The following is a 13228-nucleotide window of genomic DNA, read 5'->3' on the forward strand; positions in this document are numbered from 1 at the left end:
TTAGTTGTCCTGTTGCTCAAACCTTGACGGCTTCGCCGCTATCAAAGAAATACAACCATTTCTCATCCACGGGAACGCCGGTAATTTGCTTCACAGCGGAAGCATAAAGCTCCAGCTGGAACCTGTATGCCTCAGCCAACGCGGTGACGCCGCCCCGGTGGGCCAGCACCTTGTCGCTTTTGTAATCCAGCAAAACCTGTTTGCCGTCCACATAGAACAGGCAGTCCACGATCCCCTGAATCAATACGGTCTCCTGATCCAGAATCTGCGCGATCCGAATACCAGTCCCTGATTCTTCTGTAAGCTGCCCGTTCATCGGCGGTGCAAGACGCGGATAGGCGTCGGCCGCGGATAAACCGTAACTGAACGGCATCTCCCGCCGGACCCAATCCGCTTTTGACAGCATCTGCCCTAGAGGACTACTTAAAAATTCCGTAATTCTAGGCACATCCATCTCCGCAGTTTGTTCCTGGGTCATGATCTGTCGTTCCACCAGCAGAGCCAACGTCTCGATGACCGTACTCTCGCCGGGCTCCTTATCCAAAGGCAAATGCTGCATCACGGTATGGTAAGCGGTCCCCCGTTCGGTAGGAGTCATCCTCGCCTGTTCCATGAACCGCGGCCGGCGGAGATGAAGCTTGAAATCCACCTGTTCTGGCGATTGCTCCATCTCCTTGCGAAGGTCGGCTTCCGCAAAAACATCAAGCGGCGGCATCTCCTGTTCGGCTAACATCTTTTTCATTTCGGTAACCGAGGTCTTGGCCGAAATTTGCGTGGACAGCTCATAGGGGTAAGACCAGCCGAGCTTAACTCCAATCTGCCGGCCTGCTTCGCTGTCCTCCGGTTCTTTTACGCTCACGGGTCCTCCAGACAATAAAGCTTGGATCTGAGCGGGATTCACTCCTTGATCCGAACTTAATCCCGTGATCGGATTCTCCGCTTCTTTGGACACCGCCGCCCCAAGCATAGCAGACAACGCGATCTCTTGGGCAGGCAGGAAGCCGATAACCCAATCCGAGCTGCTGTCAGCGAAAAGCGCAGGGGAGGTTTCGGGTAATCCTGCAAAACGCCGCAGCTCTGCCGCGGCCGGATGCCGAATGAGCGACGGCCCGATCCAGTCCAGATAAGACCTCCCCCGGGCAAGCAGGTAATCGGGCAGTTTTTCTTCCCGGATTTCCAGCGCACCGCTCCAATTCTCAACCGCTGCAGTTAGATCCTTGACCGAGGAGATCAGAATCAGCTTGTCCTTCGGACGGGTCAGAGCCACATAAAGCACGCGCATTTCCTCCGCGAGCAGCTCCATTTGCGCCCGCCGGCGGATTGCCAAATTCGGCAGCGTCGGATAACTTACGCGCAGTTCACCATCCACGAATTTCGGACCGAAGCCCATTTCCTTATGCATGAGGAAATTCGCATTCAAATCCTGCCGATTAAACATTTTGGATAGCCCGGCGACAAATACGACGGGGAATTCCAGCCCTTTACTCTTATGGATGGTCATGATCTGAACCGCATCCTCTTGTCCTCCGGCTGAAGCCGCGGCGCCCAGATCCCCGCCATTCTCACGCAGCCGGTTCACGTACCGCAAAAAACGGAACAGCCCCCTGGAAGAGGTCGTCAGTTCATATTGTCTCGCACGATCATGCAGCGCTCTTAGATTTCCTTGGCGCAAGGCGCCTCCAGGCAGGCCGCCAACCCAATCTAAATAACCGGTATCCCGGTAAATCCCCCAGATTAGCCTGCTAAGCTCGCCTTCCCTAGCCAAATTGCGCCAGGACTCAAGCTGATTCAAAAAAGCCTGCAGTTTTGCGGTAAGTAAAGGCGAAACTTCAGCGGAATCCTCTTCGGACAACTCCACTTGACCCTTCACGGGTATTCCGGATTGTTCACCGTCCCCGCCCGCGGCGGCTACCAATGCTTCAAAGTAACTGCCTGATCCTGCAGCGAGCCGGATTTCCGCCAGTTCTTCTTCGGACAGTCCGTAAATCGGCGACCGCAATACGGCGGCTAGCGGGATATCCTGCAAAGGGTTATCTATAATTTGCAGCAGCGACAGCATCGTCTCCACTTCCGAAGCTTGAAAATATCCCTGGCTGAGCTCTCCGTAAGCCGGAATTCCCTCAATGCGAAGCTCTTCGATCATAACGGGCGCCCAAGACAAAGTAGAACGGAGTAATATAACCATGTCCCGGTATTCCACCGGCCGTAAATCTTTCAATTGCTTATCGTAGATTCGCAGGGGCGGCCTTCCGCTCTCACCCGTCAGTTCGCGTATTCGAGCGGCAATCGCCCGTGCTTCCAGCCGGACGGCCTCCAGTTCGGCCGCGACCTCTTCCTCTGTTCCCGCTTCCGTGGAATTCCCTTCTGCCAGCGCCTCTCCGGTGCCGGAAGCGTGAGCATCCGTGCTCCGATCAACGAGCAGCAGTTCAGGACGGTAGTCGTTGTCCCCGGCCGAAGCCGGAAAGCCTTCGCCATACACCAATTCCGCCCTGGCATCGTAGGCAATCTCCGCTACGCCCTCGTTCATGATCTGGCGAAACAGCAAATTGACCGCATCTACAACCTCACGGCGGCTCCGGAAATTACGGGCCAAATCGATCCGTAATCCCCCGTCATCAAAACTGTTCCCATAGTTCCGGTATTTCTCCAAAAACAATCCGGGCTCCGCCAGCCGGAAACGGTAAATGCTCTGCTTCACGTCACCGACCATAAACCGGTTCCCGGGCCCTTCACGGGAAATCAGACGAACGATATCTTCCTGTACGGTATTCGTGTCCTGATACTCATCGAGCAGCACTTCATCATACTGGGCCTGATATTCCCGCGCCGCATCCGAAGGCATTGTCACTTCCGGAGTCGAAGCCGAATCGCGCAATATCTGCAGGCAGTAATGCTCCAAATCGGAAAAATCGAGCCATCCCTTGGCCGTCTTTTCCCGTCTGTAGCGTTCGCCAAACTCGATAACCAGCTCGGCGAGCGCGCCCATCAATGGAGCAGCCGAATGAAGCTCTCCCAGGAACGCTTCCGCCGTCCGGCCGAATAACTGACCCCGCAAATCGGTGACCATCTTCTTTGCTTCTTCGCGTAAGCCCTTTACCCGCTCCTGTATTTGCGGATCGGTCTGGTCTTTCTTGCACGGCTTTAATTTGCCGAACGAGGCGAGTTGGAACTTCCCGTACAGTCCGGACCAGGGCCCCTCCAATACAGCGGACCGCAATCCCGCAACCATCCCGAGATCCTCTTCCAGCGTCAAGGCATAAGGCTCGGGACCGCCGGGGGAAAGCGACAGCGTTTTGGCTTGGCGGAGCAGCTCCGCAGCCCCGTCCAGCGTAATCGACGTATCGGTTAAAATACTCGCCACCCAAGGGCTTGCCTCCAATGCCGCGGGATCGGGAGCATGAAAGGAAGACGCCGCCTGCCGCAGCCAATGCTCCGGCCAGGAATGGCTTCGCGAGAAGTCGTACAGCTTCTGCACAAGCGCAAACACGGCATCATCGCTTCTCTCGCCGCTGAACCAGTCAACCAGCGATAAGAAGGTGCCGCCCTCCTGCTCGGTGGCGTATTTTTCTTCAAACAGATCCTCCAGCACCTCCTGACGGAGCAGTGCCGTCTCGCTTTCGGAAGCGATACGAAACCCGGGATCAAGCGGGATCAGTGTGTAATAACGCTGGATAACTTCCATGCAAAAAGAGTGCAGCGTCGTAATCGACGCGCGGCCAAGCATGGCAAGCTGCCGTGTAAGATGCTCGCTGCCCGGATCCCTTTCCAGTTCTTTCTCCAGCGCTTCGCGAATCCGCTGTCTCATTTCCGAGGCGGCCGCTTTCGTAAAGGTAGCGACAAGCAGGCGATCGACACTCAGCGGTGCATCGGAAGCGGACAGCTTGCGGATAATCCGTTCAACCAGCACGGCGGTTTTGCCGGAACCTGCCGCCGCCGCAACCAGGATGTCGCCGCCTGACAGCGAAATCGCCTTCCACTGATCATCGCTCCAATAGCTGCCGGGCGGTTTGGGTATCGTCAACATGTCTCATCCTTCTTTCCATCCGGCCCCTCCAGCAGTTCCCACAGCTGGTCCTTACCGGGCTTGTTCAAAATTTGATAATCGCTTCCGTCCATCGACTCTTCGAACCGGCATACCGGCTTGAACGCGCAATGCGTGCAGGCCGTCTCGGTTCCGAGGCGGTACGGCGCTATTTTAACATCACCGTCTGTAATTCTGGTGCCGATATCCACGATCGTTCGGCGTACCGAACCGAGCAGTGTCTGCCACTGGTCCGGCGTCGCGACGGAAGCGCTGCTGTAAAAGCCTCCATCCGCTTTCACCGCCACCGGCAGAATTTCGGAATGTCCTTTTTCCAGTTCCCCGTCCATCTGAGCGATTACGTCTCTGTCCGCCAGCAGCAGGCCTTTCATTTTGAACCGCTTCAGCAGCTCGGTCCGGGCCTCTTCCGCACTAAGTCCGTTGCTGCTCTGGAGCAAAGGGTTTTGCACATGAAAATAAAGCGTTCCAGCCGGCAGAGCGGGTTGCCCAAGCCATTCTTCCGCCGAGCGCAGCAATACATCCAGATAAGTAAGCATTTGAAGCGAAAGTCCGTAATACACCTCATGCAGCTTCAAATCGGTCTGGCTGGATTTATAATCAATGACCCGCAGCAGAACGCCGTCTTCTCCTTCAGCCATATCAACCCGGTCGATGCGGCCGACGATTTCCATCACGCAGCCGTTCGGGAGCTCGAATGTCAACGGCGGAAGAGGCCGCCCCGGTCCGAAATCCAGTTCCAAACCGACCGGCTCGAAGCTGCCCCGCCGGGATTGCTCTCCCAAAATGACGGAGGCGCGGCCGACGATATTCTTCAGCTTGCGCGAGATGTATCCGTACCTCTTCGTACTAAGCAATATTTCACCTTGAAGTTTGGGAGCCAGTTTATCCACCGCCGCATCCGCTTCCCTTACGCACTCTTCCGGTGTCAGACTGCCCCAGCTTCGGTTCTGTTCCTTAAAGGTAATCGCCATCTGGCTCAACGCCGCATGGAACAGCTGACCGATATCCGGCGCCTTAAGCCGATACAGCTGCCGTTCCTTCAGCTTGAGGCCATGTGAGGCGAAGTGAGAGAACGGGCAAGCTGAAAACTTCTCCATTCGCGATACGCTCGTACGGAGCCGCTTGCCGTACAATTTGCGGCTGGTAGCCGGGGAAAGTCCGCTGACCCTATTCCGGTAATCCAACGACCCCAGCAGACGGTCCACATATTCCTCCCATTCGGGCCGCTCCTTATACCACTGGAGCACGCTCCACCAAATCGGCGAAATAGGCTGTCCGGACTTCCATGCCCTTAGCTGGTTCATCAGCCGCGGCAGCGTCGGAACCGGGCGGCTGATAAATTCAAGCTGCTGCTCCCGGGGCGCGGAAGCCGGCGGAGCATCGTCGATTTGTTGTTCTTGCAGCATTCCCGCCGGAAAAATCTGCTTCATATGCCGAATCACTTCGGAGGGTAGCAGATTTTTGCCTTCCTCGTCCGCGGTCGGATAACTCAGCCACAGCGAACAGCCCGCCGCGGAAAGCGCTCCATAGATCAGGAAGCGCTCATCAAGCAGCCTGCGCGTCATGCCGGGAGCCAATTCAAGTCCGATTTCCTCCAGTCGCAGACGCTCCTGATCGCTCAGGATCCCCTCCTCCTGAAGATTCGCCGGCATGATTCCCTCGTTAATGCCCAGCAGGAAGGCGTGCTTGACATGGCGCGTCCGGCTTCGGTCCGTACTGCCGACCAACACCTGATCGATGGCCGGCGGAACGAGACCCAGCTGCAAATCCTTGAGACCCGTCTCCAAAATTCCGGCAAACAATTCGAAAGCCAGGTTTTCTTCGCCCATCATCTCCACGATCTGATCAAGCAGGTCGAGAACCGCGCTCCACAACTGCCGATGTTCCATCGCCTGCTGAGGATGTCCGCCCTGAAGAGCCCGATGAGCCAACAGATCCAATCGCTGCGGCGCCTCGGTCTCCTCAAGCAAGAGGTAAACGGCTGCACACATGTCCCGTATTGTTTTTGCGCGCTTTAAGCGCTTCTCAAAGGCAGACAACGGCACCGTCACCGCTGCGCGGCAACGTTCAAGGAACTGGAGCCGTTCGCTCTCGGCGCGGTTCCGGCTAGCTTCGTCCGCTTCCAGCGACAGGCTTGGCGTCCCTTTCCATGGACGTCCGTCCGTCCAACGGTATCCCTGGATACCGCTGGCCAACACATAATTCTCTAATATGTCCATATCCGCCCGCGTCAGGCTTCCATCCATAGGAAGGAGGAACTCACTCTTCACGCAGCGGAACACATCTTCGTATTTCCAAAATTTCAACGCCACGTCCAGCGCTCCGCGGATCAGTTCAACCAGCGGATGATGCAGAACGCTAGCCTTCTGGTCCATGAAAAAAGGAATTCCGTAATCTTCAAACACCGGGCGGATAATGTGCTCATAATCGCCGAGATTTCGCACAAACAACGCCATATCCCGCCAGCGCGCACCCTTATCCCGCGCCAATCTCAACATTTCCCGGGCCGCTCCCTCTACCTCGGTCCGGCGGCTTCCCGCCGAGCGAAGGGACAGGGATTCCTCAAGGTCATCCGGTGCGGCACTTCCCGGCCATGGCGTCCTCCGGTCATAGGCCGACTCCAGATAAGACAGCGTCTCACTGCTACGGAATCTCGGAAACGGGCGAGTCTTGAGAAGTTGGGCTGGCTGCACATCCACGCCAAGCGATTCGGCCAGTGCCCGCAGCTTCATGTACGTTGTCGCTGTTTGATGAAACAGATTCAACTCATGCGGAGGGGCGCCGTCATCATAAGGCTTATCCAGCGTCAAGGCGACCGTGACCGATGAGGCAACCTGCATTAATACACCCAGCGCCTTATATTCCTGCGGAGTAAATGAGTGAAAACCGTCGATCCACAGATCGGCGCCGCGCAAGTAAGAAGAGTCCAGCGCGCCTTCGGCCAGTTTGACGACATGATCCTCAGCATCGATGTATAAGCTCGATAGCTCCGCGTCGAACTCGCGGTACAGGATGCTCAGGTCATGCAGCTTGTCCTTGAGCAGCGGAGATTCCCCAGCGGCTGCTTCCAGCAAGCGGAGATGTTCATCGAGCCGGGTAAAATCGGCATTATGCTTCTTCAACTCCGTGTACAGGGAATTGATCCGGTCGATCAGTCCCAACTGATCGCTGCCGTTACCGTACAACTTCAGATCCGCTTTGCGGCGTCTGAGAATTTTGTACAGCAGCATCTTCTTCCCTTCCTCACCGATAGGAACAAGGGCTGCACCGCCCGTCTCCTGCATGACGCGAAGCGCCAATCGACGGAAGCCGAGTACCTGCATGCGCACGGTTCCCCGCAGACCCGGGGCTCTGACTAGCGCCTGCTCGATCTGAAATGTTCCCTGCTCGGGAGCCAACAGCACCATCGGAGGACCCGACGGGTCCTCGCGAAGCTTCGATGTAATCTGTTCCAGAACCAGGCTGCTTTTGCCGCTGCCAGAGCGGCCTATGATGAATTGTAATGACATGAAATTGCCTCCCGCCTGCGAAGGCATCCATCCCTCGCCAATATGCGCTATTAATACTCCGTTTTTTCTACAGTTTACTATCCAGTATATCATATCAGACAAAAATAGGAATGTACGTTCCCCGCCCTGCAACAAAACAATCCCTTCCGGAACATCCAGAAAGGATTGCAATTAAAGTCCATTATTTAAAGAAGTTTAAAAAACTCTCAAGTGTAATCTCATTATCACACGAGTAAACAGATTAATCTAGTTGTTGTTACTTCTTACTTAAAATAGTAAAAATATGTTTTCCGGCAAATCCTACTAGAAATTTTTGCTGCGGACTTCGAACACGGCAAATTTCAGATAGTGTCCCTCATCCACGCCGAGGATTTGCGGATGGTCTTTACCCGCCGCCCGCCATTCGACGAGACGGAGGATTTTCCCAGCATCGACTGCGGCTTCCTGAATCGTCTCCAGGAAAAGGTCGGGGCGCATATGGTACGAACAGCTTGCCGTTACCAGATAACCGCCCTCGTTGACCAGCTTCATCCCATGCAGGTTAATGTCCTTGTATCCCCGGCAGGCACCCTTGACCGCTCCCCGGGTTTTGGCGAAGGCCGGCGGATCAAGGATCACGACGTCCCACGTCCGTCCGCCTCCGGCCGTCATAGGGACGGAAGTGTCGGTTTTGGCTTCACTGCCCGCCACGGCCCGGTTGCTGCGTTCGGCCAGCCCTTTGACTTGGCTGCGCAGGTAGTCAAATGCATCCGCAACTACAAATTCAACACGGTCCTCGAAACCGTTCAGCTCCACATTGCTCTTTGCACTCTCGATCGCATGCTCGGAAATATCCAGGCAGGTTACTTTTTTTGCCCCGTATTGGCACGCATGCAGCGTAAAGCTGCCCGTATGGGAAAAGCATTCCAATACCGTCGCTCCATCCCAATAAGGGAAAGTCACTTCCTTGCCTTTGCGGTTGACCGGAACCCGGCGGGTCCCTCCCTCTTCATCCGGTATTTCCTGCAGCTCTATGCCGCTGCGCGCTCCCCATCCGGTCATGAGCGGCTTGATGGAAGCACGGTTTTCGCGCTGATCAAAGAAATATCCGGTCTTTTGACCCTGCTCAATGTCGACCTTGATCTTCAAACCGTTCTCCGTAACCGTAACATGCCGCGGCGGGTTCCCGAATAACGGTCCTTTAACCTGCTCCAAACCCTCCATTTCCCGAATGGAAACGTCGCTTCGCTCATAAATGCCGACCGGCTGCAGTACAGTAACCAACGCTTCGACAATAGCGTCTCTGCATAGATCCATGCCCAAGGTCAGCAATTGGACCACCAGCACTTCGCCGAAACGGTCAACGATCAAGCCCGGCAAAAAGTCGGCTTCTCCGTACACAAACCGGTAAGCATTCTCATGAACGAAACGCTCCCGGTGCTTGAGGCATTCTTGAAACCGCTCCACGAAAAAGGCGGTATCCATCTTTTCCAACATGACGAAGGAAACGGCCCGAACCGTAATTTGCGATGCGGGATTATAATACCCGGTGGCCAGAAACCGGCGCCGATGATCCAGTACCTGTACCAGACTGCCCGCCGCCGGCTCTCCTTCCACACTCTCAATTTCACTCTTGTAAACCCAGGGATGGCCCTGTTCCAGACGCTTCTTGCGGCTGCGCGATAAAATAACGGATCCCACGATAATCACTCAACTCCTTAACTAGTTTGTTCGTTCAAATTGCTACAGTACTGCCGTTCCTATTCCTGTGGCTGTCATCAGCTTTCTCATCGCCACTATAAGTCTGTACCGTACCCCGCATGGACTTCTGCCAAGAGGCATATATGTAACTTGTATAGGTTGTTCGATAAATGACGGAGCATAAAAAAGGAGGTCTTTACCGATGTTTCACGCCATCGTTTTTCCTGTCACTTTCGGACTGGCCCTCTTTCTGTTCGGCATGAAGGTGATGGAGTCCGCCCTTCATGCCTGGGCCGGCCCTAAGCTGATCCGGGTGCTGCATCTCACAACGAGAACGCCCTGGACCGGACTGCTGTCCAGCACCGTCGTATCCGCAGTCCTTCAGAGCAGTACAGCTCTCACAGTAATGACGATCGGGCTCGTGAACGCCGGGTTGTTGTCCTATGCCCGCACGCTGGGCATCATTCTCGGCGGCAACATCGGAACCTGCCTGACCACCGAACTGATCGCCCTGGATATTTCCAGTATTGGCGTTCCGCTCCTCTTTATATCCTTTCTGGTATGGGCCGCGGCCGTCACTCTATTGGAAATGCTCCCCGGTTGGAGGTCCGCCAAATGGTCCGGCCTGCTCATGCCGCTCCAATTCGGCGCGCTGGCGACCGCCGGATTCAGCCTCATCATGATTGCAATCCGCTGGATGCAATCGACCGGGCCTGCGCTCAAAACCTACGGCATCATCGACTGGCTGCTCGGCCATGCGGGAGACAGCCTGCTTTGGGGCGCGCTCGCCGGAGCTGTGCTAACCGCACTGATCCACAGCAGCGCAGCCACGATCGCAATGACGATGGGCCTGGTCGGCACCGGTGCCCTGCCGCTTGAGCTCGGCATCGCGATGGTGATCGGCTCCAATGTCGGCACCTGCGTCACCGCGCTGATCGCTTCCATCGGCGGAACGCGCTCTGGCAGCTTTGTCGCCTGGTCGCATGTCGTGCTCAATGTGCTGGGCGCAGTGGTGTTTCTCCCGCTGACGCCGCTGCTGGGAACAGCCTCGGCCTGGTTGTCCTCCGATCCGGCGGCACAGATCGCCCATTCACAAACGATATTCAATGTGGTCTGCTCACTTACGGCCCTGCCAATCTGCTATCTTCCGTTTTGGACGCGCCTGGACCGTCCGCCAACGTCTCATAGCACTCCCATTGCACCCCAAAGAACATAATAGGGGTTGTACTAAAACTAAACTTCCAGCTTTAGCATCCGCAGCGCTTTTTCCAAAATAAAATCATTGTTGTCATACCCGGATTTCAGCTGCTTTTCCCAAGCGTCCTTCGGTTCGTACCACGCCACGCTGCGGATTTCTTCCAGTTGGGGCCGGAGCTGGCCGCCCCGGCTTTCTACGAGGTAATAATGAACCTCTTTATCTACGGCTCCGTGAACGGGATGATTGTACGTATAGGCGATAATATCGATAAGGTCATCGATATTGCCGACTATGCCGGTCTCCTCCCGTATTTCCCGAAGCGCCGTTTCCTCTACCGTCTCCCCGGGCTCGCTTTTTCCCTTGGCAAAAGAAAGTCTGCCGTACCTGTCCGTAATAAGCTGAATCTGCAGCCGGCCGGCATTTTTGCGGTAAACAACGCCTCCGGCGGATATTTCCTTGTCCGGCATAATCCTCGCCTCCTTACCCCGTATTACCCCGATTCAAAACAAGGACTTCAACCCCGGCGGGGTGAAATCCCTGTTTATGTCCCATCCTATGTTCCACGGGTCAACCCGCTAACCTCTTAAATCTACGCCAACGCCTGCGCTGTTTCATCCAGAACGCGAACCAATTGGCCCTCGCTCGTATTCGCATCGGCCTTCGTCATCTTGACGCGGCAAATTTTGCCGGCCAGGTCGTGGGAACCGTCGAATTTGATTTGCAGATAGTTGTCGCTGAAGCCGGTTACGAAGCCTTCTCCCCAAACGCCCTTCTCATCGCGCTCGGGAATTACGTCCAGCACCTGTCCGACAAACTTCTCGGCATAAGCCTGTTGCATTTGCTCGGACAAATCGATCAATTCCTGCACTCTTGCATGCTTGATCTCTTCATCGACCTGGTCTTCCATGCGCGCTGCAGGCGTTCCGGTCCGTTTCGAATAAGGGAAGACGTGCATTTCCGAGAACCCGATCCGCTTAATCGCTTCGAAGCCTTCCCGGAACAGCTCATCGGTCTCTCCAGGGAAGCCGACGATAATGTCGGTAGTGATCGCCACATCCGGCATGAATTCGCGGATCTTCTTGATCTTCCCTTCGAATTCCTCGATCGTATATTTCCGTCTCATCCGCTTCAGCACTTCATTACTGCCCGCTTGCAGCGGAATGTGGAAGTGGCGGCACATCTTCGAGGAGCCTTTCAGCACCTCAAGCATACGGTCGTCAATCTGGCTCGCCTCAATAGAACTGATACGAATGCGTCCCAGGCCCTCCACCTTGTCCAATTCCCAAAGTAGGTCGGACAGTCTGTAGTTGTCCAGATCATCGCCGTAACCGCCGGTGTGGATCCCGGTCAACACGATTTCGTTATAACCCGCGGCCACCAATTGGCGAGCCTGAGCTACGACGCTTTGCGGATCCCGGCTGCGGGACAGCCCGCGGGACCACGGAATGATGCAGAATGTGCAGAAGTTATTGCAGCCCTCCTGAATTTTCAAAAAGGCGCGAGTATGATCCGCGAAATCGGGAACGTCCAGTTCCTCGAATTCCCGGGTCTTCATAATGTTGCGAACGGCGTTGATCGGTTTTCGCTGAGCTTGAATTTCATTGACGTACGGAATGATTTTCTCGCGATCCTGCGTCCCGATTACCAGATCTACGCCCGGAATATCCAGAATCTCAGCCGGAGATGTCTGGGCATAGCAACCCGTCACCGCCACGATCGCGTCCGGATTGCGCCGAACGGCACGGCGAATAATTTGCCGGCTCTTCTTGTCCCCCGTATTAGTTACCGTACAAGTATTAATCAAATAAACGTCGGCCGTCTGTTCGAAATCGACCTGTTCATACCCTTCGTTTTTAAATAGCTGCCAGATCGCTTCTGTATCGTAAAAGTTCACTTTGCAGCCGAGCGTGTAAAATGCAACGGATGGCATCCTCACATTCCCCCCATTTCTCCAGATTCATACATGATGCAAGTCAGGGCGGCCATGGCGGCCGTCTCCGTCCGCAGGATACGCCTGCCCAGGCCGATGGATACAGCCCCCGCGGCTTCCGCTTCCGACACCTCGTTCTCGGATAAACCGCCCTCCGGTCCGACGATGACGGCGATGCTGCACGGTTGTCCGGCCGGATGCTTGCCGACGAACGGCTTAAGCACGTCGCGAAGCTGCTGGCCGTGCTCCTTTTCGTAACATAAGCATACCAGATCATAAGCGGACAAGCCCTTCAACAGCTCGCGCCAGGATACCGGAGAATCCACGGCTGGCACGCGGCTGCGATGCGCTTGTTCGGCAGCTTCCTTGGCGATTTTACGCCAACGCGCCGTACGCTTTTCTTCTTTTTTTCCATCATATTGAACAACGGTACGTTCCGACAAAAAGGGTAAAAACGAGGCGGCTCCGATCTCCGTACACTTCTGGATCACGGTCTCCATCTTGTCCCCCTTCGGCAGACTTTGCGCCACCGTCACCCGAAACCACGGCTCTCCCGAAGGTTCGAGCGTTTCTATGATTTCCGCCGTCACTTCCTGCGGATCTATCGCAATAATCGCGGCGAGCGCATCGCGGGATTCCCCGTCGCTGACGATCAGTTTATCCCCCGGCTTGGAGCGCATCACTCTGCCGATATGCTTCGCATCATCGCCGGTAATGGTAACCGTCTTCTCCCCGAACTGTGCGGGCTCTATAAAATATCGCTGCATTCGTCATCATTCCTTGAAATCGAACTAAAAATCACCAAAGACCATCATACAACTTTTGATTTGCGCTTTCCAGTACCTGATCCCGGTAAAAATATCTTATCT

The 13228-nt window shown here is 55.3% G+C and carries 7 protein-coding genes; 1 reads left to right on the plus strand and 6 read right to left on the minus strand.

All coding sequences use genetic code 11. The features are described 5' to 3' along the window. Positions 1-16 precede the first annotated feature (16 nt). The 3 genes from addA to NYE70_RS09115 form a co-directional block, all read right to left on the minus strand. A complete protein-coding gene (gene addA / locus NYE70_RS09105) occupies positions 17-4024 on the minus strand; it encodes a helicase-exonuclease AddAB subunit AddA (RefSeq protein WP_290407725.1) in 4008 nt (1335 codons plus the stop codon). Then, positions 4018-7551 (minus strand): helicase-exonuclease AddAB subunit AddB, encoded by a 3534-nt coding sequence (gene addB, locus NYE70_RS09110; RefSeq protein WP_341045724.1) that lies wholly within the window; start codon positions 7549-7551, stop codon positions 4018-4020. The genes addA and addB overlap by 7 nt, the downstream gene beginning before the upstream one ends. A gap of 303 nt (positions 7552-7854) precedes the next feature. Then, the gene (locus NYE70_RS09115) at positions 7855-9231 is read right to left on the minus strand and encodes a class I SAM-dependent rRNA methyltransferase (protein WP_341045726.1); all 1377 of its coding nucleotides are present in this window, start codon (positions 9229-9231) and stop codon (positions 7855-7857) included. Positions 9232-9433: 202 nt separating this feature from the next. On the opposite strand from NYE70_RS09115, the gene NYE70_RS09120 reads away from it, so the two are divergent. Continuing rightward, positions 9434-10447, plus strand: coding sequence for a Na/Pi cotransporter family protein (locus NYE70_RS09120; RefSeq protein ID WP_341045727.1), 1014 nt, complete (start codon positions 9434-9436; stop codon positions 10445-10447). Positions 10448-10464: 17 nt separating this feature from the next. Here NYE70_RS09120 and NYE70_RS09125 read toward each other — a convergent pair whose 3' ends face one another. The 3 genes from NYE70_RS09125 to NYE70_RS09135 all read right to left on the minus strand — a co-directional run bounded on the left by NYE70_RS09125 (position 10465) and on the right by NYE70_RS09135 (position 13126). Continuing rightward, on the minus strand, positions 10465-10896 hold the full coding sequence (locus tag NYE70_RS09125; RefSeq protein ID WP_211019854.1) for an NUDIX hydrolase: 432 nt from the start codon (positions 10894-10896) through the stop codon (positions 10465-10467). Positions 10897-11018: 122 nt separating this feature from the next. Beyond that, on the minus strand, positions 11019-12359 hold the full coding sequence (mtaB, locus tag NYE70_RS09130; RefSeq protein ID WP_211019855.1) for a tRNA (N(6)-L-threonylcarbamoyladenosine(37)-C(2))-methylthiotransferase MtaB: 1341 nt from the start codon (positions 12357-12359) through the stop codon (positions 11019-11021). A 2-nt stretch (positions 12360-12361) separates the two neighbouring features. Next, the gene (locus NYE70_RS09135) at positions 12362-13126 is read right to left on the minus strand and encodes a 16S rRNA (uracil(1498)-N(3))-methyltransferase (RefSeq protein ID WP_341045728.1); all 765 of its coding nucleotides are present in this window, start codon (positions 13124-13126) and stop codon (positions 12362-12364) included. Between the last annotated feature and the right edge of the window lie 102 nt (positions 13127-13228).

Source organism: Paenibacillus sp. FSL R5-0407 (assembly GCF_038009185.1).
GTDB lineage: Bacteria > Bacillota > Bacilli > Paenibacillales > Paenibacillaceae > Fontibacillus > Fontibacillus vini.

What these genes read in the sequence shown, in the direction of transcription:
- addA (WP_290407725.1), bottom strand. Translation starts at nt 4,024, where the DNA reads ATGTTGACGATACCCAAACCGCCCGGCAGCTATTGGAGCGATGATCAG.
- addB (WP_341045724.1), bottom strand. Translation starts at nt 7,551, where the DNA reads ATGTCATTACAATTCATCATAGGCCGCTCTGGCAGCGGCAAAAGCAGC.
- NYE70_RS09120 (WP_341045727.1), top strand. Translation starts at nt 9,434, where the DNA reads ATGTTTCACGCCATCGTTTTTCCTGTCACTTTCGGACTGGCCCTCTTT.
- NYE70_RS09125 (WP_211019854.1), bottom strand. Translation starts at nt 10,896, where the DNA reads ATGCCGGACAAGGAAATATCCGCCGGAGGCGTTGTTTACCGCAAAAAT.
- mtaB (WP_211019855.1), bottom strand. Translation starts at nt 12,359, where the DNA reads ATGCCATCCGTTGCATTTTACACGCTCGGCTGCAAAGTGAACTTTTAC.
- NYE70_RS09135 (WP_341045728.1), bottom strand. Translation starts at nt 13,126, where the DNA reads ATGCAGCGATATTTTATAGAGCCCGCACAGTTCGGGGAGAAGACGGTT.